Annotated in this window: 16 protein-coding genes; 11 read left to right on the top strand and 5 right to left on the bottom strand. The window is 69.8% G+C overall.

Translation table 11 applies throughout. The features are described from left to right. Positions 1-25 precede the first annotated feature (25 nt). Together AC1DBD_RS14775 and AC1DBD_RS14770 are read left to right on the top strand one after the other, a co-directional pair. On the top strand, positions 26-1,393 hold the full coding sequence (locus tag AC1DBD_RS14775) for a DUF4192 family protein (RefSeq protein WP_476982387.1): 1,368 nt from the start codon (positions 26-28) through the stop codon (positions 1,391-1,393). A 275-nt stretch (positions 1,394-1,668) separates the two neighbouring features. Next, positions 1,669-3,003 carry an RNA polymerase sigma factor gene (locus AC1DBD_RS14770; protein WP_441418846.1) on the top strand — a complete coding sequence of 445 codons (1,335 nt, stop codon included), beginning with the start codon at positions 1,669-1,671 and terminating at the stop codon, positions 3,001-3,003. Positions 3,004-3,207: 204 nt separating this feature from the next. On the opposite strand, the gene AC1DBD_RS14765 is transcribed toward AC1DBD_RS14770, so the two are convergent. Beyond that, positions 3,208-3,429 (bottom strand): DUF7455 domain-containing protein, encoded by a 222-nt coding sequence (locus AC1DBD_RS14765; protein ID WP_441418845.1) that lies wholly within the window; start codon positions 3,427-3,429, stop codon positions 3,208-3,210. Between the two features lie 226 nt (positions 3,430-3,655). Here AC1DBD_RS14765 and AC1DBD_RS14760 point away from each other — a divergent pair, with 226 nt between their 5' ends. Continuing rightward, positions 3,656-5,764 (top strand): DNA gyrase/topoisomerase IV subunit B, encoded by a 2,109-nt coding sequence (locus tag AC1DBD_RS14760; RefSeq protein ID WP_476917427.1) that lies wholly within the window; start codon positions 3,656-3,658, stop codon positions 5,762-5,764. A 55-nt stretch (positions 5,765-5,819) separates the two neighbouring features. Here AC1DBD_RS14760 and AC1DBD_RS14755 read toward each other — a convergent pair whose 3' ends face one another. Further along, complete coding sequence (locus tag AC1DBD_RS14755; RefSeq protein WP_476909520.1) at positions 5,820-6,824, bottom strand: M56 family metallopeptidase; 1,005 nt, start codon at positions 6,822-6,824, stop codon at positions 5,820-5,822. Between the two features lie 5 nt (positions 6,825-6,829). Continuing rightward, complete coding sequence (locus tag AC1DBD_RS14750) at positions 6,830-7,216, bottom strand: BlaI/MecI/CopY family transcriptional regulator (protein WP_441418842.1); 387 nt, start codon at positions 7,214-7,216, stop codon at positions 6,830-6,832. A 310-nt stretch (positions 7,217-7,526) separates the two neighbouring features. Between AC1DBD_RS14750 and AC1DBD_RS14745 the strand changes: the two genes are divergently transcribed. The 4 genes from AC1DBD_RS14745 to AC1DBD_RS14730 are packed head-to-tail and all read left to right on the top strand — an operon-like array spanning position 7,527 to position 14,748. After that, positions 7,527-9,125 (top strand): cytochrome ubiquinol oxidase subunit I, encoded by a 1,599-nt coding sequence (locus AC1DBD_RS14745; protein ID WP_476917425.1) that lies wholly within the window; start codon positions 7,527-7,529, stop codon positions 9,123-9,125. A gap of 34 nt (positions 9,126-9,159) precedes the next feature. Next, complete coding sequence (cydB, locus tag AC1DBD_RS14740; protein ID WP_476982386.1) at positions 9,160-10,209, top strand: cytochrome d ubiquinol oxidase subunit II; 1,050 nt, start codon at positions 9,160-9,162, stop codon at positions 10,207-10,209. Positions 10,210-10,215: 6 nt separating this feature from the next. After that, entirely contained in the window at positions 10,216-13,737 is a 3,522-nt protein-coding gene (gene cydD / locus AC1DBD_RS14735; protein WP_476982385.1) for a thiol reductant ABC exporter subunit CydD, read from the top strand. Positions 13,738-13,758: 21 nt separating this feature from the next. Continuing rightward, positions 13,759-14,748: a GNAT family N-acetyltransferase gene (locus tag AC1DBD_RS14730; RefSeq protein ID WP_476982384.1), complete on the top strand. Its 990-nt coding sequence runs from the start codon at positions 13,759-13,761 to the stop codon at positions 14,746-14,748. A gap of 30 nt (positions 14,749-14,778) precedes the next feature. On the opposite strand, the gene AC1DBD_RS14725 is transcribed toward AC1DBD_RS14730, so the two are convergent. After that, the gene (locus AC1DBD_RS14725; protein ID WP_476982383.1) at positions 14,779-15,297 is read right to left on the bottom strand and encodes a DinB family protein; all 519 of its coding nucleotides are present in this window, start codon (positions 15,295-15,297) and stop codon (positions 14,779-14,781) included. Positions 15,298-15,361: 64 nt separating this feature from the next. On the opposite strand from AC1DBD_RS14725, the gene AC1DBD_RS14720 reads away from it, so the two are divergent. Beyond that, entirely contained in the window at positions 15,362-15,745 is a 384-nt protein-coding gene (locus AC1DBD_RS14720; protein WP_441418836.1) for a VOC family protein, read from the top strand. Between the two features lie 327 nt (positions 15,746-16,072). Here the strand turns inward: AC1DBD_RS14720 and AC1DBD_RS14715 are convergent, their stop codons facing one another. Beyond that, the gene (locus AC1DBD_RS14715; protein ID WP_476982382.1) at positions 16,073-18,595 is read right to left on the bottom strand and encodes a DNA gyrase/topoisomerase IV subunit A; all 2,523 of its coding nucleotides are present in this window, start codon (positions 18,593-18,595) and stop codon (positions 16,073-16,075) included. 110 nt (positions 18,596-18,705) lie between these two features. On the opposite strand from AC1DBD_RS14715, the gene AC1DBD_RS14710 reads away from it, so the two are divergent. The 3 genes from AC1DBD_RS14710 (at position 18,706) to AC1DBD_RS14700 (ending at position 23,515) form a co-directional block, all read left to right on the top strand. Beyond that, positions 18,706-21,453 carry a bifunctional acetate--CoA ligase family protein/GNAT family N-acetyltransferase gene (locus tag AC1DBD_RS14710; protein ID WP_476982381.1) on the top strand — a complete coding sequence of 916 codons (2,748 nt, stop codon included), beginning with the start codon at positions 18,706-18,708 and terminating at the stop codon, positions 21,451-21,453. A 33-nt stretch (positions 21,454-21,486) separates the two neighbouring features. Further along, positions 21,487-22,230 carry a DUF5998 family protein gene (locus AC1DBD_RS14705; protein ID WP_441418833.1) on the top strand — a complete coding sequence of 248 codons (744 nt, stop codon included), beginning with the start codon at positions 21,487-21,489 and terminating at the stop codon, positions 22,228-22,230. A gap of 79 nt (positions 22,231-22,309) precedes the next feature. Further along, positions 22,310-23,515 carry an alkaline phosphatase family protein gene (locus AC1DBD_RS14700; protein WP_476982380.1) on the top strand — a complete coding sequence of 402 codons (1,206 nt, stop codon included), beginning with the start codon at positions 22,310-22,312 and terminating at the stop codon, positions 23,513-23,515. The last annotated feature ends 18 nt before the right edge of the window (positions 23,516-23,533 follow it).

Here is a 23,533-nt window from a genome sequence, read left to right as displayed (position 1 = left end):
CGCGGGCGCGGGCGAAGCTGGACTTATGACAGCTCCCGACCACCTGAAAATCACCGGCCCCGAGGACATCCTCGGGTTCATTCCGCATTCGCTGGGCTACTGGCCAGCCAACAGCCTCGTTGCCATGACCATGCAGGGAAAACGGCTTGGGGCGACGCTGCGAGTCGACCTCCCGGACGCTTCGCGCTGCCGCGGCCCCGGGCTGGCGGCCTTCGCCCGGACCGTCCGGGACTACCTGGAGTCCGACGACGCGGCCGACGGCACGCTGCTTGCCTTTTTCACCGGCGCGCCGGCGGACGCCGAGGCCGGCGATCCAGTCGACGATGCGACCGAGGATGCGACCGACAGCGCTGCGGGGGAGCCCGGTGCGGATCCCGCTGTTGATCCCGCCCCGGATCTTGCCTTGGATCCCGCCGTGCTGGCCCGGCTGCTGCGCGAACTGGAGCGCACCCTCGGCAGAGCCGGGCTGCCGGTGCGCGACGCGTGGCTGGTCGGGGAGCGGTACTGGCGCAACGCCTTCTGCGCAGACCCCTCGTGCTGCGCCCCGCCCGGCCGGCCGATCGAGGAGATCCGGAACAGCCGACTCAATGCGGAGCTGGTCTTCCGCGGCAGCAGCGTCGGCGCGGCCCCGGGGAGGTCCGCGCCCGCCGCGCTGCCCGAGCTGGGCGAACCGGCCGTGCTGGAAGCCGAGGAGGGCTGGGCGCGGGAGTTCTCGGGCCGGTGGCGGGACCGGGCGCAGTTCGGTGCAGTGCTGGACGTGTGGCAGCGCGTGTTCGACGCCGGCGGCCGCCAGTCAGCAAGGGCGGCCAAGGCCCGCGAGGCCGCCCTGCCGGCCGGGCTCGCCGGCTACCTGCGCGCCTCGCTGCGCGTCGCGGCGTGGCGCGACGCGGTCCTCGTCATGGCCGCCGCCGGGCGCGACGCCGCCGAGGCCGGTGCCGAGGAGTTCGGCATGTTCGACGGCGGCCCGGGCAACCCGGCCGCGCTGCCCGGGCTCGACGGCCTCCCGGTTGCGGAGAGTGCCGGGACCCCAGAGGAAGCCGGTCCGGCCGGGGCAGCAGCCGCCGAGACCCCGGGCTACGGGGACGTCCTCCTTGGCCTCGCGCCGCCGGCGCCCGACTGGGGCCGGCTGGCCGAACTCGACCGGGTCCTCCGTCAGCTCGGCAACTGCGGCGGCGGCGAAGCGCGGGCTGCGGCCCTTACAGCGCGGGGCTGGATCGAATGGTGCCGGGGCCGGGGATCGTTCGCCGATGCGCTCTTCACCGCGGCCGGAGCGGAGCAGCCGGGCTACCGGCTGGCGGAGCTGCTGGCCGAGCTGGGCCGCCGCGGCACGCTGTGCGGCTGGGCCCGCCGGCGGGAGGCGGCCTGGCAGAAGTTCGATCCGGATGCGGCCTGAGCCTCGGCGCCCGGGCCGCAACATTGTGTCGACGCGTGCGCTCCGAGGTCCCGTTCCGGAAAATCGTGAGACAATGGTTGGCGAGACCCGGTTGGGTCCGTGTATCGAGTGCGTGTAGCGAACCTTGGAAACAGGGAACATTACGGTCGCCCCGGCAGTTCTACTAAGTGGCTCTGCTGGACGTGATTGCGCCTGATGTGAAACACGGACTTGACAGGGTCATAGTGGTGTTGCCCGTATGGTGATTCCACAGACCGCCGCTAGAAAGGTTTTCTGTGACCCCGTCTTCCGCGAAGAAGGAACCCGCCGACCAGGCCGTATTGTCCCCCGAGGAGAAGAAGGCGGCGGCAAACGCAAAGCGTGCCGCCACGCGTGCAGCCAACAAGGCCGCAAAAGACGCCGCCTCCGCAGCGGGTGATGACACCGCCTCGGCTGTCGCCAAGCCTGAGCCCAAGAAGCGCGGGCCCAAGCCCGGCGCCAAAGCCGCGGCCGAAGCCGCCAGTAAGTCCCGGGACGAGGACTCCGACGACGTCGAGGTCGAAGAGGACCTGGATGAAGTGACCCCGGATGCCGTCGAGCTCGGTGAAGACGGCGAAGAGGTAGCCGGCAAGGCAGCGGTAGCCGCCACCGGCTCAGGCTTCGTCTACTCCGACGCCGACGACGATGACGCCCCCGTGCAGCAGGTCATGTCAGCGGGCGCCACCGCCGACCCCGTCAAGGACTACCTGAAGCAGATCGGCAAGGTTGCCCTGCTGAACGCCGAGCAGGAAGTCGACCTGGCCCTGCGGATCGAGGCCGGGCTGTTCGCCGAGGAGAAGATCGCGGCGGACGACGGCTCCATGGACCCCAAGCTCAAGCGCGAGCTCGAGTACGTGATCCACGACGGCAAGCGCGCCAAGAACCACCTGTTGGAGGCCAACCTCCGCCTCGTGGTCTCGCTGGCTAAGCGCTACACCGGCCGCGGCATGCTGTTCCTGGACCTGATCCAGGAAGGAAACCTGGGCCTGATCCGTGCGGTCGAGAAGTTCGACTACACCAAGGGCTTCAAGTTCTCCACCTACGCCACCTGGTGGATCCGCCAGGCGATCACCCGCGCCATGGCCGACCAGGCCCGCACCATCCGTATTCCGGTGCACATGGTGGAAGTCATCAACAAGCTGGCCCGCGTCCAGCGCCAGATGCTGCAGGACCTCGGCCGCGAACCCACCCCGGAAGAGCTGGCCCTCGAGCTGGACATGACCCCCGAAAAGGTCGTCGAAGTCCAGAAGTATGGCCGCGAACCGATCTCGCTGCACACCCCGCTTGGCGAGGACGGCGACTCCGAATTCGGCGACCTGATCGAGGACTCCGAAGCCGTGGTTCCGGCCGACGCCGTCAGCTTCACCCTGCTGCAGGAACAGCTGCACTCGGTTCTGGATACCCTCTCCGAGCGTGAGGCCGGGGTCGTGGCGATGCGCTTCGGGCTGACCGACGGACAGCCGAAGACTTTAGACGAAATCGGAAAGGTCTACGGCGTGACGCGCGAACGCATCCGCCAGATCGAATCGAAGACGATGTCCAAGCTGCGCCACCCCTCCCGCTCGCAGGTCCTGCGCGACTACCTGGACTAAGCGGCTCGGAGTAAACGCCGGTTCCGGCAACGCGGGGCCACGTCCCGCCTGTGATCTACGGATCACGGGCGGGAGGTGGCTCCGCGTTTCCTGCTTAAACAGCGGCTTGGGCCGTTGTCCCAGTCCAGGAAGTTAAAGCAGAAGGACCCCTCCGCTTGGGAGGGGTCCTTCGGGTGGATCCCAATCGGGATCACTGTGGGACGTCTAGTCGACCGGAACCGGTGCCTTCTCGTGGAGGCGGCCCGTCTCGTCGTGCCAGTCGGAGCTGAGCGGACGAAGGTTCGCTTCCACGGCACGGGCGTGGTGACCGCAGAAGAGCAGTTCACCGCCGGAGGCGCCGAGAACAACCCGGACGTATGCCTGAGCTCCGCAACGGTCACACCGGTCAACGGTGGTGAGTGTGCGGTCCGCTACTGCTGTTGTCATGTTCGGCCTCCTTGGTAGATCGATACATCTATATAACCAGCATTCGCTGCCGTTCCATGGCAAGGATGGGGCACTTTCGCTGTCCGCGTATCACGGCTCAGTAACAGCGGCAGGATCTTGACGGCCGTGTTGTCTCTTCGGGGAGTGGCAACCCGGAGTCCGGCGCCGGGCCGACTAACCTAGGAAGAGCGTCTCTGCGTTCCATCCCTGAAGGAGTTTCCGACCCGTGGCACCAAGTTCTGACTACACCGCCCGGCATCTGTCCGTGCTGGAAGGCCTCGAGGCCGTCCGCAAGCGCCCGGGTATGTACATCGGCTCCACGGACTCCCGCGGTCTCATGCACTGCCTCTGGGAGATCATCGACAACTCCGTCGACGAAGCCCTCGCCGGCTTCGGCCACGACATCAAGATCATCCTGCACGCCGACAATTCGGTGGAGATCCATGACGACGGCCGCGGCATCCCGATCGACGTCGAGCCCAAGACCGGGCTCACCGGCGTCGAGGTGGTCTTCACCAAGCTGCACGCCGGCGGCAAGTTCGGCGGCGGTTCCTACACGGCCTCAGGCGGCCTGCACGGCGTCGGCGCCTCGGTCGTGAACGCCCTGTCCTCCCGCCTGGACGTCGAAGTGGACCGCGGCGGCAAGACCTACAAGATGTCCTTCCGCCGCGGCGAGCCGGGCCGGTTCAAGGACCCGGGCACCAAGCCGGATCCGGCCGCCGTGTTCGAGCCCTTCGTCGATGGCTCCGTGCTCGACGTCGTTGGCAAGGCCAAACGCGGTGTCACCGGCACCCGGATCCGCTACTGGGCCGACCGCCAGATCTTCACCCCGGACGCGAAGTTCTCCTACGACGAGCTCGCCGCCCGCGCCCGGCAAACGTCCTTCCTGGTGCCCGGGCTGAAGCTCACCGTCCGGGACGAACGCAAGGTCGCCGGCACCCCCGGGGAGTTCGGTCCGCACGAGGAGATCTTCCACCACGACGGCGGCCTCTCCGAGTTCGTCGAGTTCCTCGCCGCCGATCCGGCCGTCACCGACGTCTGGCGCCTGCACGGCGCCGGCAAGTTCAAGGAAACAGTCCCCGTCTTGGACGAGCGCGGCCACAGCCAGCTCGCCGAAGTGGAGCGCGACTGTGAGGTTGACGTCGCCCTGCGCTGGGGCATCGGCTACGACAGCACCGTGCGCAGCTTCGTGAACATCATCTCCACCCCCAAGGGCGGAACGCACCAGTCCGGCTTCGAACAGGCCCTGCTCAAGACGTTCCGCAAGGCCGTGGAAAGCAATGCCCGCAAGCTCAAGGCTGGCAACGACAAGATCGAAAAGGACGACATCTTCGCCGGGCTCACGGCCGTGCTGACGGTCCGCCTCGCCGAGCCTCAGTTCGAGGGCCAGACCAAGGAGATCCTCGGCACCTCGGCGGTCCGCGCCATCGTGGCCAAGGTGGTGGAGCAGGAGATCAACGCCAAGCTCACCTCGTCCAACCGCAACGACAAGGCCCAGTCAGCGCTGCTGCTGGAAAAGGTCGTCAGCGAGATGAAGTCGCGCATCTCTGCCCGCGTCCACAAGGAGACGCAGCGGCGCAAGAACGCGCTGGAGACCTCCTCGATGCCCACCAAGCTGGCGGACTGCCGGACGGACGACGTCGGACGCTCCGAACTGTTCATCGTCGAAGGTGACTCCGCCCTTGGCACCGCCAAGTTGGCGCGTTCCTCGGACTTCCAGGCGCTGCTGCCGATCCGCGGCAAGATCCTGAACGTGCAGAAGGCCTCGGTGGGGGACATGCTCTCCAACGCCGAATGCGCCGCCCTGATCCAGGTCGTCGGCGCCGGTTCCGGCCGCAGCTTCGATATCGGCGCCGCGCGTTACGGCAAGGTCATCCTGATGACCGATGCCGACGTCGACGGCGCCCACATCCGGACCCTGCTGCTGACGCTGTTCTTCCGCTATATGCGCCCGATGATCGATGAAGGCCGCGTCTTCGCCGCTGTCCCGCCGCTGCACCGGGTGGAAGTCATCAACGCCGGCCAGAAGGCCAACGAGATGATCTACACGTACTCGGAGGCGGAGCTGCACGTGCTGCTCGCCCGCCTGGCCAAGGAAGGCAAGCGCTACAAGGAACCGATCCAGCGCTACAAGGGCCTGGGCGAAATGGACGCCGAGCAGCTCGCGGAGACCACGATGGACCCGCGGCACCGCACCCTGCGCAAGGTCGGGATCGAAAACGCGAAGCAGGCCGAGGAGACCTTCGACCTGCTGATGGGCTCCGACGTGGCGCCGCGCAAGGACTTCATCATCGCCGGGGCGGCGAGCCTGGACCGCGAACGCATCGACGCCTGAGCGGGCGCAACCCGTCCCGCGCGCCGGGCAACCCCGCGCCGGCAGGGAATCCGGTTCAGCCGAGCAAGCCCGGCACGATCAGCAGCGCCGTGGGCACCGCCAGCAGCAGCAGGCAGGCGCCCAGCACGGCGTAGCGAAGGACCTCCGGCAGCGGCGGCTGCGGGGAGAGCAGCCGGCTGACCCGCGAGGCCGTGGTCACCGCCGAACCGGCACCTCCGGTGGCTCCGGGCTGGCCGGCGTCGGCCTCGGTGCCGGCGTCGCCGAACGCCATCCGGGCCGCCGGCACCGCCGTCGCAGCGCCAGGGCCGGCGGAACCGCTCGCCACGATCGCGATCGCCTTGATCAGGGTGGCCTTGCTTTCGGTCTTCAGGGCAACGTCGTCGGCGAGCATCTCGATCAGCGAGTTGACGGCCTCCTGCGCGAGCCGGGTGGTCGGCAGCCAGGGCAGCGCCTGCCGCCAGGCCGCGAACGCCCACAGCAGCAGATGGTGTCGTTGGCTCAGGTGGGCGTTCTCGTGGATCAGGACCGCACGCAATTCGTCCGGCTCCAGTGCCGCCATCAGTCCATCGGAGAGCACCGTGACGGAGCGGGCGCCGCCCGGCAGGCAGTAGGCCACGGGGGAGTCATGGCTGATCACCATGGTCCGGGCGCCGTCGGCCGAGGGGGAGGCGAGCAGCGCGAGCAGCTCGCGGTGCCGCCGCCGCTGGCGCTGGATCTTGTAATAGGTGAGCAGCAGGGTGAAGACCAGGTGGGCGCTCAACAGGGCCGCTGCCGAGAGGGCGAAGATATGCCAGAAGCCCAGCGCCGTGGTCGGCTCGTTGCGCAGGACCATGCCGGCCAGCGAGCGGAGGCCGGCCAGCAGGTTGTCCCCGACCGGCTCCAGGCCGTAGACAAGCATGGCCCCGATCATCGACAGGCCGCCGGCGAGGGCGATTGCCTGCCAGAGCAGCATGGCCGTAAAAGGGGAGCGGGCCGGCCATTGGGCACGCGAAAGCAGGATAGGTACCGGCCACGCCAGAACTATCGCCAGGACCGCCAGAAAGTATGAGGTCCAGAACACCGGTGTTAGCTGTGGTCCAGCAGTTTGCGCAGCGTTTCAGCTTCGGTCGCGGACACGGAACCAATGAAGCGGGCCAGCACGGCCTCCCGGTCGGGGGCGGAGCCGAGCACCTCGTGCATCAGTTCCGCGGTGTGGTCCGCGCGGCTGGAGACGGCCTGGTAACGGTGCGGGCGGGTGCCGCGTTCCCGCTCCACCAGGCCCTTGCGCTCAAGCCGGGACAGGACGGTCAACACGGTGGTGACGGCCAGGTCCTTGCCCTCGTGACCGGCAGAGCCGCCCGCCGCCTGCGTGCTCTGCGCGAGCAGGTCCCGCAGGGTGTTCGCGGTCGCAGCCTCCTGGCCTGCCCAGAGCAGGTCCATCACTGCCCGTTCCAGTTCGCCGAGACTTGCCATTCCGTACGTCCTTCTTAAGTGCCGCCTTGGGCAGTGGTCCCGCCCGGGTGGTTTGCCGGATACTTCAGCTTTAAATTTACCGCGTTTTCCGCCCAGTTTCTACATGAGGTAGAACAGGGCCGCCGCGGCGTGTCGCCTGCGGCGCCGGGCCGGGCGGCCCGGCGCCGGCTGCCCGCGCCGATCCATTGCGGGGCAGGGCACGCCGTGCCACGCTGGGGTGCGGGAGGGTGCGAACTTGTTCTACACTCTGTAGAAGTATCAGTTCTACACGACGTAGAAATCTCTCGGGAACCTAGCCAAAGGGACTGCCTTGGACGCCTTGGAAATCGCACGCTGGCAATTCGGCATCACCACCGTCTACCACTTCATGATGGTGCCGCTCACGATCGGCCTGGGGCTGGTGGTGGCGGTGATCCAGACCCTCTGGTACCGCACCGGCCGGCCCGAGTACCTCCGGATGACCAAATTCTGGGGCAAGCTCTTCCTGATCAACTTCATCATGGGCGTGGCCACCGGCATCGTGCAGGAGTTCCAGTTCGGCATGGCGTGGAGCGAGTACAGCCGCTTCGTCGGGGACGTCTTCGGGGCGCCGCTCGCCATGGAGGCGCTGCTGGCCTTCTTCGTGGAATCCACTTTCCTGGGCCTCTGGATCTTCGGCTGGAAGCAGCTCAAGCGCGGCGTCCACCTGGCCTGCCTCTGGATCGCCGTCATCGGTTCGGTCTTCTCCGCCTACTTCATCATTGTGGCCAACAGCTGGATGCAGCACCCGGTGGGCGTCGAGATGATTGACGGGCGTCCGGTAATGACCGACGCCTGGGCCGTCTTCACCAACAACACGGCGCTCGTGGCCGTGCCGCACACCCTTTTCGGCGCCCTCGCCGTCGCCGGGGCCTTCCTCCTCGGCATCGCGTGGTACCACCTGTGGCGCCGCCGCCACGACGGCATCGACACCGTGGGAGCCGACGGCAAGGTGATCCCCGGGGAGTCGGAGATCCCGGGCCGGGACCGCGCGGACCACGCCGTCTGGATCCGCTCGCTGCGGATCGGCGCCGTCGTCGCGATGATCTCCTTCGCGGGCACCGCCATCACGGGCGACCTGCAGGGCAAGCTCATGTTTGAGCAGCAGCCCATGAAGATGGCCGCTGCCGAGGCGGCCTGCCACGACGGCACCGGCTTCTCCATCCTGAGCGTCGGCAACGTCGGCTCCAAGAACTGCGACGACGTCGTCGCCGTGATCGAGGTCCCCGGCATCCTGTCCTTCCTGGCCAAGGGCGACTTCACCACCGAGGTGAAGGGCGTCAACAGCCTGCTGGAGCAGTACAAGGCCGACTACGGCACACACCTGCCGGACAACCCGATCTACGGTGACCGCGCCGGCCAGGAAATCCAGTACGTCCCGGTCATGGAAGTCACCTACTGGGGGTTCCGGATGATGATCGGCTTCGGCGGCGTCGCAGCCCTCGCAGCCCTCGTGGCACTCTGGATCACCCGCAAGGGCACCGTCCCGGCCTCCCGCGGCCTGATGCGGCTCGCCGTCTTCGGCATCCTGGCCCCCTTCGGCGCCAACGCCGCCGGCTGGATCTTCACCGAAATGGGCCGCCAGCCCTTCGTGGTTGCCCCCAACCCGGATCCCAGCGGGATCGACCAGGTATTTATGTTCACCGCCGCGGCGGTGTCCCCGGGCGTCTCCGCCGGCGAGCTGCTGACCTCCCTGGTGGTGCTGACGGCCGTGTACGCGGTGCTGCTGGTGGTGGAGGTGAAGCTATTGGTGAAGTACATCCGCGGCGGTGTGGTCTCCGCGATGCCCGAGCTGGCCCACGCCCCGGCGGACGAAAACGAGGACCAGACCCCGCCCGGCGGCACGCCCGGCAAACCCGGGGCCGACGACGTCCTGGCCTTCGCCTACTAACGCCCCCCCGAACAAGAAGCAGAGGAAATTCAGCATGGAACTGCTACCCACCATCTGGTTCATTGCCATCGCGCTGCTGTGGACGGGCTATCTATTCCTGGAGGGCTTCGACCTCGGAGTCGGCATGCTCATGAAGGGCTTCGCCCGGAACAACACCGAACGCCGGGTGCTGCTCAACACCATCGGCCCGGTCTGGGACGGCAACGAGGTGTGGCTGCTCACCGCCGGCGGCGCCACCTTCGCGGCCTTTCCGCTCTGGTACGCCTCCCTCTTCTCCGCCCTTTACCTGCCGCTGCTGCTGGTCCTGGTAGCGCTGATCTTCCGCGCCGTGGCCTTCGAATACCGCGGCAAGGTGGACACCCCGCAGTGGCGTGCCCGCTGGGACTGGGCGATCGCGCTGGGCTCCCTGGTCGCCGCCTTCGGGGTCGGCGCGGCTCTGGCGCTGACCACCACGGGACTGCCGCTGAACGCCAACGGTGACCGCGAGGGCGGCCCGTTCGCCTGGTTCAGCGCTTACGCCGTGCTGGGCGGACTCGCCGTAGTCGGCTTCTCCCTGCTGCACGCGCTGGCGTTCCTGGCGTTGAAGACCGACGGCGACGTCCGGCACCGCGCACGGCAGTGGTTCGTCCGGCTGCTGCCGGCGCTGCTCCTGCCGATTGCCGGCTGGGCGATCGTGCTGCAGCTGCAGAGCGGCAAGGCCTGGACCGTCGCCGCCGTCGTCGCCGCCGTCGTGGCGGCCGCCCTGGCCTGGAACTTCGCCCGTGGCGGCGCCGAAGGCCGGGCCTTCCTGTCGCTGGGCGTCTTCCTGCTGCTCGGCAGCGCCTCGATTTTCGGCGCGGCCTTCCCGGTGGTGCTGCCCTCGACCCTCAACCCGGACTTCAGCCTGACGGTCGCCAACGCCTCGTCCTCGGACTACACCCTGGGCCTGATGACCATCGTGGCCTGCATCGGGCTGCCGCTCGTCCTCGCCTACCAGGCCTGGACCTACTGGGTGTTCCGGCGCCGGGTGAGCGCCGCCCACATCCCGGAAGCGCACAGTTTCCTGCCCGCGATTGCCGCCAAGGCCCTGGCGCCGAAGGACTAGCCGCCGATGAGACCGCAGTTCCCCGCAGGCCCCGCCACCCACTCCGCGCTCTACCTGCTGGGGCTGCTGGCTGCCCTCAAGGCCCTGTCCCTCGTGCTGATGGGGCAGGCGGTCGCCGGCATGCTGGCCGGCCTGATGGCGCACAACCCCGCCTGGGCCGAGCAGCTCGGCTGGGGAATGGCCGGGGTAGTGCTGCGCTCGCTCACCGTGTGGGCGCAGGCGGTGGCAGCCCGCCGCGCCGCACTGGGGGTCAAAGAGGAGCTGCGCTCAGAGCTCCTGGACCGGGCTCTGCATACCGGCATCCGCAGCGCCGGGCCGGCCGACGGCGGACTCGCGGTCCTGGCGACGCGCGGACTGGACGCCCTGGATAACTACTACACCCAGTTCCTGCCCGCACTGGTGAACTGCGCCGCCATCCCGCTGCTGCTTGGGGCCAGGATCCTCTTCGCGGACTGGATCAGCGCCGTGGTGATCGTCCTGACCGTTCCGCTCGTGCCGCTGTTCATGGTCCTGATCGGCCGCTACACCGAGGACCGGGTGCGGGAAGCCCAGTCGGCCCTGTCCCGGCTCTCCGGGCACATACTGGAGCTCGCCAAGGGCCTGCCCGTGCTGGTGGGCCTGGGCCGCGCGGCCGCCCAGCGCAAGGCCCTCGAGGACATCTCGGAGGACTACCGCTCCAAGACCATGGGGACCTTGCGCACCGCCTTCCTCTCCGCCTTGGCGCTGGAGCTCATCGCCACGATCTCCGTGGCCGTGGTGGCCGTTTTCATCGGTGTCCGGCTGGTGCACGGGGACATGGCGCTCGAGGCAGGGCTGCTGGCCCTGATCCTGGCCCCCGACTGCTACCTTCCGCTGCGCGAACTCGGCACCGCCCACCACGCCAGCGACGAAGGACGCGCCGCGCTCGCCGACACCACGGAGGTCCTCGACGCCGTCCAGGCCGCACCGCTCGTCCCCGCCGCGGTCCGCCGGGACGGAGTCGCTCCCGTTCCGCCGGCCGTCACGGTCCGCGGGCTGACCGTGCGCTACGCCGGCCGCGCGGAGGCCGCCGTCGGACCGCTGAGCTTCACCGCCGCCCCCGGCGGGATCACGGCCCTGGACGGCCGCAGCGGCGCCGGAAAGAGCACCGTCCTGGGCGTCCTGGCCGGCACCATCGGCTCCGGCACCGGGACTGAGGTCACCGGACGGCTGGAGGGGTTCGCGACGGCGGACCTCGCCTGGGTGCCGCAGCACCCCGTGATGGTGGAACCCACAGTCCTTGCGGAGGTCCTGCTATACCTCGGTGCCGGCCCGGACCGGTCCCCGGCGCAGCCCAGCACCGAGGACATTGCCGAAGCCAGGCGCTGCCTCGCCGCCTGCGCCGCGGAACACCTCGCCGCGAAGCATCCCGCCGAGCTCAGCCCGGGGGAGTTGCGCCGGGTGGCCGTGGCCCGCGGGCTGGCCCGGATCGCGGCCGGCGCCACGGTGCTGCTGCTGGACGAGCCCACCGCGCACCTGGACCGGGCGTCCGCCGATGCGGTCAGCCGCACCATTTCCGGACTGCGCGGGAAGGCCACGGTGCTGCTGGTCGCCCACGACCGGCAGACCCGCGAACTCGCGGACCGGCTGGTGGGCGTTGGGGGACCTGCCGGCGGCACCGGGACCGTCGCCGCGGCCGTGGCGCCGCCCTTGGCCAGCCGAGACCGCGCCCCGGACGGGCAAGACCTCCCGCCGGCATTAGCCGACGCGGCCGCCTTCGACGCCGGCAATCCCGGCGACGCCGGCACTCCTGCCGAGGCCGCAACGTCGGCCGCCGGAGCTGCGCGCTTTGGAACTGCTGCCGCCCAGCTGCGCCGGCTGCTTGCGCCGGTGGCCGGGAAGTTTGCCGCCGCCGGCGCGGTCGGGGTCCTGGCCGCGCTGTTCGCCGTCGCCCTGTCCGGGCTCTCCGGCTGGCTCATCATCCGCGCCAGCGAGCAGCCGCCCATCCTGTACCTGCTCACCGCAATCGTGGGGGTGCGCTTCTTCGGCGTCGGCCGAGCCGCCCTGCGGTACACCGAACGGCTGCTCCTGCACGACGCGATCTTCAGGGCGCTGACGCGGCTCCGCGGCCGGCTGTGGGAGTCTCTGAGCCGGCGGGCGCTGTCGCTGCGGCGACTTCTGCAGGGCGGCAACGTCCTGGGGGCCGTGGTGGACGACGTCGACACCGTCCGCGAGCTGCTGCCGCGCGTCGTGCTGCCGCCGCTGACCGCCGTGGCCGTGGGCGCGGCCGCGGTCACGGGCGTCGGGCTGCTGCTCCCGGCAGCGCTCCCGGCCGTGGTTGCCGCCGCCGTCGTCAGTCTCGCGGCCTCGCCGGCCTTGGCACTGCTCGCGGACCGGATGTCCGCCGGAACCGAGCAGCAGCTGCGGTCCGGGGTGCTGCGGCGGGTTGCCGCGGCGCTGGATGCCCGCGCCGAACTCCATGCCAACGGTGTGGGCGCCCCGGTCCTTGCCGATATCCACCGTGCCGACCGGGAGGCGACTGCCGCGTCGCAGCGTTCGGCCCTGGCCGAGGGGCTCGGGCAGGCGCTGACGGTGCTGGCCTGCGGGGCCGCCGCGCTGGCCAGCGCGGTGCTGGCCGCCCCGCTTGCCCTCAGCGGCGCCGCCGAGCCGGCGACCGTTGCCGTCGTCGTGCTGCTGCAGCTGGCCCTCGTGGAACCGTATTCGGCGATCACGACGGCGGTGCGGCAGTATCCGGCGCTGCGCTCGGTGCTGCGGCGCATCGGCGGCTCCGGTGTCCTGGCTGCGGAGCTGCCCGAAGGATCCGGCGGACCAGTGCCGGTACCGGCGCGGCCCGGCGGACGTCCCGGCGTGGAACTCGACCACCTGGTGGCGGCGTGGCCGGGCGGCACGGAGGTCTTCACCGGGCTGACCGCCAGCGCCGAACCGGGCCGCTGGCTCGCCGTGACCGGCGCCTCCGGTTCCGGAAAGTCCACCCTGCTGGCCGTCATGCTCGGCTTCCTCCCGGCCGCGGACGGCCAGCTCTTCCTGACCGGACGCGCGGCCTGGTGCCCGCAGGAGGCGCACCTCTTCGACTCGACCATCCGCGGCAACCTGATGCTGGGGCTGCCCGAGGGCGATCGTCCCACGGACGGAGCAACAGGCGCGGCCACCGGGCTCGACCTGCAACTTTCCGCTGCGCTGTCCGCCGTCGGCCTGGAACCGCTGCTGCAGCGGCTCGACCGGGGCCTGGACGCGCCCATCGGGCCCGGCGGGGCGTTCCTCAGCGGCGGGGAGCGCCAACGCCTGGCGGTGGCCCGCACACTGCTGACCGGAGCCGATGTGATCCTGCTCGACGAACCCACGGCCCACCTGGACGCGGAAGCCGGCCGCGAAATGCTGGCCGAGCTGCGCCGCGGGCTGGCCGGCCGCACGGTCGTCCTGGTGACGCACAACCCGGAGGACATCAGCCCGGAGGACAACCGGCTGGACCTGGACCGGGACCGGGACCAGAACCTGGACCTGGACCGGGCAGGGTCGACACAGCCGGAGCGGCTGCTGGCGCGGGGGTAGGGCCGCCGTTAGCCTGTAGCCATGACCGGACGCACCGACCCGCAGACCAGCCTGGATCCCCGACTTTCGTGGCGGCCGGCCGGCGCCGCGGAGCTGGACGACTGGGCCGCCCTGATTGCCCGTACTGCGGCCGTCGAGCGGCCCGTCTGGTTTGAGCGGCGCGACGACCTGGCGCAGATCCTGGAATCCCGGACAAACCCCGTGCCCGCGAACAGCATTCTCGGCTTCGACAGCCGGGGAGTTGCGCGGGCCTATGCCAGGCTGACGAAAAACCCGGCCGGAGACAAGGCCGTCGGCTTCGGCTGCGTGGACCCCGAGTGGCAGGGCAAAGGGATCGGAACCGGGCTCCTGGGCTGGCTGGAGTCCCGAACGCTGCAGCGGTTCGCCGAGGATGCCGGCGCCGCCGCTCCGAGGCTGCGCCTCTACATGGAACAACAGCACATCCATCAGGCATCACTCTTCGAGGGCCGCGGCTACCGAATTGTCCGCTACTACAACGAGATGCACCGGCCGCTGGATGCGGACTTCCCGGAGCCGGAGCTCGACGACGGGCTGGAACTCGTGGACTTCGGGCCCGGCCTGCATGAGGCCGTGCGGCTGGCCCACAACGAGGCCTTCCGGGACCACTGGGGCAGCGAGCCCCGCGACGAGGAAGCCTGGGGATTCGTGGTGAACGATCCGCAGGCCCGGCCGGACCTCAGCGCCGTCGTCGTGGAGACTTCCAGCGGGAGGGTGGCCGGCTACCAGCTCGCCAGCCACGATGCCGAGGGCGCGGCGGACCGCGGCTTCAAGGAGGGCTACACCGACCTGCTCGGAGTGCGCCGCGAGTTCCGCGGCCGGGGCGTCGCCCAGGCGCTGCTGGCCGACGCCATGCGCCGCTTTGCCGCGGCGGGAATGGACAAGGCCTCGCTCGATGTCGACTCGGAGAACCCCACGGGAGCCCTGGCGCTCTACACCAAGATGGGATACCGCACGGTCAACCGCAGCATGGCCTGGGACAAGGAACTCTAGACAGTCCCCGGCACGTCAGCCATCCACACGCTATCCATCCACATCGTGGAGGTGGTGCACGACGTCGTGCAGGAAATACTGCGCGAAGCTCAGCACCGTGAATTCCGAGCCGTTGCTGCGGGTGCCCTTGCGGCCCCAGTCCTGCTCCGGGACGCGGCCGAAGGACGCGGCGATTTGCTCGCCTTCGGCCGTCAGCTCGGCGCTCACCTCGGCGGGGTCGGCTCCCGCGTAGTCCTGCTCCACCGCGGTCCGGTCCTGGTCCCAGTCCTCGAAGCGGGCGTCGTCCTGGGTCAGCATCAGGTCGAGGCGGTGGTCGAAAAGGGTAAAGACGTCCCGGACGTGGCAGGCGTACTCCAACGGAGACCAGGTGACCTCATCCGGGCGCACTGCGGCGTCCGGGCGCCGCAGCACGGCGCGCCAGCGCGGCAGCATGCTGGCGACCCGTCCCGGCGCCGTGGCGGGGGTGCAGGCGGAGATGTCGAAACCGCACTCGGGGCACGGCCGTGACAGCACCCAGGTCCAGTCTTTTTGATCGGGCACGATAGGCATGTCTGCAGTCTAGGCGAAGGAGTAGGATGCGTTCCGGGGGAAGGGCCTGGAAAGGAACATAGCCATGCTCAAAGACCACCCGGTCGGCGCCGTCCTGCCGGCCGCGGACCTCGCCCGTGCGCGGGGTTTCTACCGCGACAAACTCGGACTCGAACCGGATAACCCGGATGCCGAGGACAACCTGATGTACACGTGCGGCGCCGGCAGCAGATTCCTGGTGTACCAGACGCAAAACGCCGGTTCGGCCAAGAATACCCAGATGGGATGGATGGTCCCCGATGTGCCGGCCACCGTCGCCGAGCTCCGCGCGGCGGGGGTCGTCTTCGAGGACTACGACTTCCCGGGCCTGAAGACCGAAGACGGCATCGCCACGCTGCCGGACGGCAGCACCGCTGCGTGGTTCCTGGACAGCGAAGGCAACATTCTAAACATCAACTCGGGGATGTAGGACCCGCCAGATGACCCCGGGCGGCCGCTCCTGGCGGCGGCCCGGAGTCCGCTGGCCCGAAGACTTCTGGCCCACCCCGGCGTGCGCCCGGAGACTTACCGCATGTGCGCGGAAGCGCTGGTCCGGCTCGACGGGCTGACCATCGAAGGCGGCGAGGTTTTCGGCTGTCTGGCTCCGCCACAATGCGGGTTCGCAACTGATTGCGCCCGGCCGTTTGCCAGAAATGGACGCTAAGCCGGGCAAGTTAGCGGCCATTCGTGGCGAATGGGGGGACCTGGAAGCTTGCGCCGGCCCGCACGGCACCGGATGCCCGGTCTGACGGCCCGCCTAGGCCTCCGGCGCCGCTTCTTCCCGGGCCCAGGCCATGCTCGGTCCGATCGCGTCGATGGCCTGGGACAGCGGAATGCCGGAGCCGTCGCGGCGGCCGTGCTCGCCCGGAAGCGAGCGGGCCACCCCGGCCAGCGAGGATGCCTTCGCCGGGCCGTGACCGGCCCAGGCGAGGAGCAGGGTGTCCTCGCCCTTGAGGAAGCGGTGCGCGCGGACACCGGCCGTGCCGCGGCCCTTGGCCGGGTACTCTGCCAGCGCCGTCACCTTGGCCGCACCGGGGGCGGTGCCCGGTAGCGCGCCCTCGGTGCCGGCGATGGTGACCACCACGGCGGCGTCGTCGTCTGGGCGCGCCGTGCCGAAGTGCAGCACCCGGTCACCGGCAGCCAGCTTGATCCCGGCCATACCGCCGGCGGTGCGGCCCTGCGGCCGGACCGCGGAGGCGCTGAAGTGCAACAGCTGGGCCTGGCGCGTCACGAAGACCAGCTCGACGTCGTCGGCGGCGGCGGGCTCGACGCCCACCACGGTGTCCTTGTCCTTGAGCGCGATCACTTCCCAGTCCTCGCGGTTCAACGGGTAGTCCGGCTGGACGCGTTTGACCACGCCCTGCGCGGTTCCGATCGCAAGGACCTGATCCAGCGGCGCGAAGGCCACGAGGGTTTCGCCCTTGAGCAGCGTGATGAAGTCCTTGGCGGGGACGCCGCCGGCCATGTTGGGGGTGCCCGAGGTGGGCGGCAGCACCGGCATGTCCATCACCTGGAGGCGCAGCATCCGGCCCTGCGACGTGACCGCGGCAATCTCGCCGCGAGCGGAGGTTTTGACCACGGAGCGGAACACGTCGTGCTTGGCCCGCGGGCCCGACTCGGCGAGGCTGTCCTGGTTGGCCGTGCGGGCGATCTGGCCGGAGGCCGTGAGGATGGCCCAGCAGGGGTCGTCCGCGATCTCCAGGGCCAGCGGCGCGGCCTTGCCCTTGGCGCCGGGTGCGGCGGCGAGGGCGGCGGCCACCGTGGGGGAGACGGCCTCGGATTCGAGCAGCACGGTCCGTCGCGGCGTGCCGTACTTGTCGGCGAGTTCGCCGAGCTCGTCGGAAACCAGCCCGCGCAGCAGCTCGGGGGAGTCCAGAATGGCCTGGAGTTCCGCGATCTCGCGGCGCAGCTCCTCCTGTTCCTTCTCCAGCTCGATCCGGGAGTACTTGGTCAGCTGACGGAGCCGCAGCTCCAGGATGTAGTTGGCCTGGATCTCGGAGAGATCGTAGATGGACATCAGCCGGGTGCGGGCCGCGGCGGCCTCGTCCGAGGAGCGGATGATCTGGATGACCTCGTCGATGTCCACGATCGCGATGAGCATGCCCTCGACCAGGTGCAGGCGGTCCTTCTTCTTGCCCAAGCGGAAGGAGGTGCGTCGGCGGACCACGTTGATGCGGTGGTTCACGTAGACGGAGAGCAGCTCCAGCAGGCCCAGGGTCTGCGGCTGGCCGTCGACGAGCGTGACGTTGTTGATGCCGAAGGAATCCTCCATCGGCGTGAAGCGGTAAAGCTGCTGGAGCACCGCGTTCGGGTTGAAGCCGTTCTTCAGCTCGATCACGAGCCGCAGCCCGTGCTTGCGGTCGGTGAGGTCCACGATGTCGCTGATGCCGGTCAGCTTCTTGCCGTTGACCGCGTCCTTGATCTTCTCGATCACCTTCTCCGGGCCCACCATGTACGGCAGCTCCGTGACCACGAGGCCGGTGCGGCGCGCCGAGAGCTGTTCGACGTCGACCTTGGCCCGGGTCTTGAAGGAGCCGCGGCCGGTGGCGTAGGCGTCGCGGATGCCGTCCAGGCCTACGATCCGGCCGCCGGTGGGCAGGTCGGGGCCCGGGACGAACTTCATGATGTCCTCGAGCGAGGCGTCCGGATGCGCGATCAGGTGCCGCGCCGCCGCCACCACTTCACCCAGGTTGTGCGGGGCCATGTTGGTGGCCATGCCGACGGCGATGCCGGTGGCGCCGTTGACCAGAAGGTTCGGGAAGGCGGCCGGGAGCACGTCGGGCTGGGTGAGCTGGTTGTCGTAGTTCGGGACGAAGTCCACCACGTCTTCGTCGAGGTGGTCCGTCATGGTCAGCGCCGCCGCCGCCAGCCGGGCCTCGGTGTAGCGCGGGGCGGCCGGGCCGTCGTCGAGCGAGCCGAAGTTGCCGTGGCCGTCGATCAGGGGCAGCCGCAGGGAGAAGTCCTGCGCCATCCGGACCATGGCGTCGTAGATCGCGGTGTCGCCGTGCGGGTGCAGCTTGCCCATCACTTCGCCTACCACGCGGGCGCTCTTGACGTGTCCGCGGTCCGGGCGCAGGCCCATCTCGCTCATCATGTACAGGATGCGCCGCTGCACGGGTTTGAGGCCGTCGCGGGCGTCGGGCAGGGCCCGGGAGTAGATGACCGAATAGGCGTACTCCAGGAACGAGCCTTCCATTTCGGAAGTGACGTCGATGTCGACGATGTTCTCGATGAAGTCCGGGGATTCCCCTGCCGGGGGCGTGGTTTGGCGGCGTGCCATGAGGCTGGTGGGTCCTTCTACGGGTTACTCAGTTGATGGTGCGTTGGACTTGCGTGGCTGTTGAGGCGCGATGACGGCGGGCAGCTCAAGTTTATGGCTAGGCTAAGCCTATGGTGGATCAGCCCGCGGACGGCGTATATCCGGAACATTGGGAAGCCGATGTCGTGCTGCGCGACGGCGGGACAGCGCACCTGCGCCCCATCCACCCCGCCGACTCCGACGCGGTGCAGGCCTTCCATGTGGGCCAGTCGCAGAAGTCGATCTACATGCGCTTCTTCGCCTTCAAGTCCAAGCTGTCCGCCAAGGAACTCAAGCGCTTCACCGAGGTCGACTACAAGGACCGGGTGGCCCTGGTGATCACCATCGGCGGAGAAATCATGGGCATCGGCCGCTACGACCGGCTCGACGACCCGGAAGAGGCGGAGGTGGCGTTCAACATCGCCGACGCGCACCAGGGCCGCGGGATCGGCTCGATCCTGCTCGAACACCTCGCCGCTGCGGCCCGCGAGAATGGCATCCGCAAGTTCAGCGCCGAGGTGCTGCCGGAGAACCGCAAGATGCTGATGGTGTTCTCCGACGCCGGTTACGACGTCAAACGGCACTTCGACGACGGCGTCGTGAGCCTCGAGTTCAACATCGACCCCACGGACAAGTCCCGGGCCGTGATGGAGTCCCGCGAACACCGCGCCGAGGCCCGCAGCATCCAGGAACTGCTCGCCCCGTCCTCGGTGGCCGTCATCGGTGCCAGCCGCAAATGGGGCACCGTCGGCTACCAGCTGCTGGAACACATCATCGAGGGCGGCTTCACCGGCCCGGTCTACGCGATCAACCCCGAGGCCCTGGAACTGGCCGGCATGCTGTCCTTCGCCAAGCTCTCCGAGGTCCCCGGACCGGTCAAGCTCGCCATCATCGCGGTCCCGTACGACGAGGTGCCCAAGGTGGTCCAGGAGTGCGGGGAAGCCGGGGTCAAGGGGATCGTGGTGGCCACCGCCGGCTACGCGGACGACGGCGAACGCGGCCTCGCCCGGCAGCGCGACCTGGTCCGCCAGGCCCGCGCCAACGGCATGCGCGTGATAGGCCCGGCCTCGCTGGGCATCGTCAACACCAACCCCGCCGTGTCCCTCAACGCCTCGATGGCTCCCTCGCTGGCGCGCCGCGGCGGCCTCGGCCTGTTCAGCCAGTCCGCGGCGATCGGCGTCTCGCTCTACGCCGCCTCCAGCCGCCGCCGGGTGGGCATCTCCACCTTCCTCTCCGCCGGGAACCGCGCCGACGTGTCCGGCAACGACATGATGCAGTTCTGGGAGGACGACGCCGACACCACCGCCGTCGGGCTCTACCTCGAATCGATCGGCAACCCGCGCAAGTTCTCCCGGCTGGCCCGGCGGCTCGCGCGGACCAAGCCGGTGATCGTGGCCAAGTCCGATGCGATGGGCCTGAACCTGCCTCCCGGCCACGCCGTGCGCACCACGCAGGCGCCGCCCGAGGCCCTGGACGCCATGATGCGGCAGGCGGGCGTGATCCGGGTGGAGACCATTGAAGAGCTGATGGACGTCGCCCAGATCGTCTCCAGCCAGCCGCTGCCGAAGGGGCCCGGCGTGGCCGTGTTCAGCAACTCAAGCGCGCTCGGCAAGGTGGTGGCCGACCGGGCCACCGCGGCCGGTCTCGGCGTGGAGCGCATCGTGGCCGACGTCGACCTGGACGCCGGCATGTCCCGGTCGCTGCCGGCACTACGCCGCAGCCTGCAGGAGACCCTGACCGTCGACTCGGTGCACGCCGTCGTGGTCGCGCTGTTGCCGGCCCGGGGGCTGACCGTCGAAAAGATCGGCGCGGTGCTGGCCGAGTGCTCGGCGGCCGCCGGGAAGCCTGTGGTTGCCGCGTTCACCGGCCTTCTTGACCCGTCCATCTACGTCGAGGGCATGGTCGGCGCTCCCGCCGAAGCCGGCGCGGGATCCGCGGCCGCGGGAGCCGCCGCGGAAGTCACAGCTGCGGAACCGGCCGCCGGGGTGCCCTGCTACTCCAACCCCGGGGCCGCCGTCGCCGCCCTCGCCGCGGTGGTGCGCTACGCCCACTGGGTGGTCCGCGACCAGGGGCTGTTTGTGGAGCCCGAAGGCTGCGACCCGGAGGGCGCCCACGAGGACCTGGAGGAGCTGCTCCGGCCCGTGAGTGGCGAGCAGCTGGTCCGGTTGGACCCTCCGTCCGCCGCGAAGCTGCTGGGCCGCTACGGCATCCGGGTGCTGCCCTCGGAGGGCTTCGAGTCGGAAGACGACGCCGTCGCCGCGGCGGAGCGGCTCGGCTGGCCGGTGGCGCTGAAGACCACGGACCCGGCGCTGCGGCACCGCCTCGACCTTGGCGGGGTACGCCTGGACATCCAGGACGCCGACTCGCTGCGCCGCAACATCGCCCAGATGCGCAAATCGCTGCAGCGCTACGGCTCACCGTCCCTCGAGGTCCAGTCGATGGCCCCGGTGGGGCAGGCCTGCACCTTCCGCGCCATCGAGGACCCGCTGCTGGGCCCGGTGGTGTCCTTCGGGCTGGCCGGCGACGCCGTGAACCTCCTCGATGACTGGGCCCACCGGGTGCCGCCGCTCTCCGGCTCCGACGTGCACGACTTCATCCGCGCGCCCCGCGCGTCGCGCAAACTCTTCGGCTACCAGGGCCTGCCCGCCGTCGACGCTGCCGCGCTCGAGGACCTGGCGGCTCGGCTGACCAGGCTCAAGGACAACCACCCCGAGATCGCCCTGGTGGAGTTCAACCCGGTGCTGGCCGGACCCGACGGCGCCGTGATCCTGGCCGCCGACGTCCGGATTGCCAACGCCGCCCAGCGCACGGACACGGCCAGGCGGGCCATGCGCAGTTAGCATGTCCCCAGCCGATCTGTGAAAATGGGAGCCATGAGTTCCCAGCCTCCAGCATCCCAGCCCCAGGCGTCCGTCTCCGGCCGCCACGGCTCCCCGCACCAGGGCCTGCACGACCACAGCGCGCAGGGCCAAAGCCTGGACGGCGCCCTCCAGCAGGCAGGCTTCTACCCCCGCCTGGTCGCCGACGTCGTCGCCGACGCCTTGGACGGCCGCGACTGCGTGGCCCACCTGGTCCACCTCGAGACCCACTTTGACCGTGCCGAAGTGCGCCGGCACATCACCGTGCTCGTGCTGACCGAGGACATGCTGGTGATCACCCATGTGGACGACCAACAGCTCGACGAGGCCGGCGAGCAGATCGTCGCTCAGGTCTCCACCGAATCGGTCCCCGTCACGCAGATCCGCTCGGTGGTGCTCAGCTACGTCTACGCACAGCCGCAGGACTACAAGCCCTCGGACCCGGTCCGTGAGCTGACCCTCTCGATCGCCTGGTCCGGCGGCCAGCGCCTCGACATGGGCCCCGCCAGCTGCGGTGACCCGCAGTGCGAAGCCGACCACGGCTACAGCGGCACGATCGCGCAGGAGGACATCGTGCTGCGGATCAGCGCCGAAGCCGACGGCCTGCAGGCCGTGCAGGACGCGAAGCTCTTCGCCCGCGCACTCCGGGCCGTGAACACCGGCTCCACGGCCCCCGCGCCGCACGGTGTCCCCACGCTTCCGCCGCGCCCGCGTACCGGCGTCTTCGGAAACCGCCTCAGCCGCGGCCACCAGCGCTGAGATGGTGCCGGTCCGCGCCTCCGGGTCCCCGCTGCCTTCGCCGCAGGCGTCCGTCCGTGCTCCCGGCGGACCCGCCGGGATGCCCGCGCCCCCGGCCTATGGGGAACGTTCCATCGCGGAGGTGCTCAGCAGCGCCGCGGCCAGCCTCGGCGTCCCCGGTTTCCAGAACCGGCTGAACCTCCCTTCGGCAAAGCACGTCTGCGTCGTCCTGGCCGATGGCCTCGGCCGGCAGCTGCTCAAGCAGAAGATCGCCCACACCCCGTTCCTGCGCTCGGTGCTGCAGGCCGGCCAGGGAGCCGTGCCGGTGTGGCTCGATGCGGCCTTCCCCTCCACCACGGCCGCGTCGCTGGCCAGTTTCGGGACCGGGCTGGCCGCCGGGCAGCATGGGATGGTCGGCTACGACGTGCTGGACCCGGACCAGGACCGGGTGGTCAACATGCTGGGCAACTGGGACGACGGCGTCGACCCTCAGCTCTGGCAGCCGCTGCCCACCGTGTTCGAGCGGGCCGCCGGGCACGTCGACGTGAGCACTGTCGCCCTGCCGCGGTTCAGCGACTCCGCCATGACCCAGGCCGCGCTGCGGGGCGGACGCTTCCTGGCCGGAACCACCTCGCACGCCCGGACCGCGGCCGCGGCGGAAGCCATGGCAGGGGCGGACAGCTCGCTGATGTACTTCTACGTCCACGAACTGGACAAGGCCGGGCACCGCTACGGCTGCCAGTCGCCGCAGTGGGAACACCAGCTCGAAGAGCTCGACGCGACCGTCCGCCGGCTCAATGCCACCCTCCCCGTCGGCACCACCGTGCTGGTCACCGGGGACCACGGCATGCTCGACGTGCCTGAATCGCAGCGGATCGACTACTCCGCCGAGCCGGACCTCATCGCAGGCGTCCGGCACACGGCAGGGGAGCCGCGCATGGTCCACCTCTACCTGGAGGATGGAGCCGGCGACGCCGGCCGGCTGCGGCTACTGGAGGCCTGGCAGGCCCGTTTCGGTGACCGGATCTGGGCCTTCACCCGGGAAGAGGCCGTGGCTGCAGGACTCTTCGGCGAGGTCCGGGGCCCGGTCGGGCCGCGGATCGGCGACATCATGATCGCTGCCCGCGACGCGCTGGCGTTCTACGACACCCGCAGGGTCCAGGCCAGGGCGCTGGAGGTGGTGGGGCAGCACGGCTCGCTGACCAAGGCGGAGCGCGAAATACCGCTGCTGTGCTTCGCCGCGGAAGGAAAGCCGGGTGGGCCCAAGGCCGCCGGAAAGGCCGCCAATAAAGCTCCGCGCCGCTGATTTGGTCCCTGGCGGGGC

This window comes from Arthrobacter sp. 10T419, assembly GCF_056394105.1.
This window is presented reverse-complemented; position numbering and strand designations above follow the sequence as displayed.

Coding starts and splice junctions, on each gene's coding strand:
- AC1DBD_RS14775 (WP_476982387.1), top strand. CDS start 26: ATGACAGCTCCCGACCACCTGAAAATCACCGGCCCCGAGGACATCCTC.
- AC1DBD_RS14765 (WP_441418845.1), bottom strand. CDS start 3,429: ATGACAACAGCAGTAGCGGACCGCACACTCACCACCGTTGACCGGTGT.
- AC1DBD_RS14750 (WP_441418842.1), bottom strand. CDS start 7,216: ATGGCAAGTCTCGGCGAACTGGAACGGGCAGTGATGGACCTGCTCTGG.
- cydB (WP_476982386.1), top strand. CDS start 9,160: ATGGAACTGCTACCCACCATCTGGTTCATTGCCATCGCGCTGCTGTGG.
- cydD (WP_476982385.1), top strand. CDS start 10,216: ATGAGACCGCAGTTCCCCGCAGGCCCCGCCACCCACTCCGCGCTCTAC.
- AC1DBD_RS14730 (WP_476982384.1), top strand. CDS start 13,759: ATGACCGGACGCACCGACCCGCAGACCAGCCTGGATCCCCGACTTTCG.
- AC1DBD_RS14725 (WP_476982383.1), bottom strand. CDS start 15,297: ATGCCTATCGTGCCCGATCAAAAAGACTGGACCTGGGTGCTGTCACGG.
- AC1DBD_RS14720 (WP_441418836.1), top strand. CDS start 15,362: ATGCTCAAAGACCACCCGGTCGGCGCCGTCCTGCCGGCCGCGGACCTC.
- AC1DBD_RS14715 (WP_476982382.1), bottom strand. CDS start 18,595: ATGGCACGCCGCCAAACCACGCCCCCGGCAGGGGAATCCCCGGACTTC.
- AC1DBD_RS14710 (WP_476982381.1), top strand. CDS start 18,706: ATGGTGGATCAGCCCGCGGACGGCGTATATCCGGAACATTGGGAAGCC.
- AC1DBD_RS14705 (WP_441418833.1), top strand. CDS start 21,487: ATGAGTTCCCAGCCTCCAGCATCCCAGCCCCAGGCGTCCGTCTCCGGC.
- AC1DBD_RS14700 (WP_476982380.1), top strand. CDS start 22,310: ATGCCCGCGCCCCCGGCCTATGGGGAACGTTCCATCGCGGAGGTGCTC.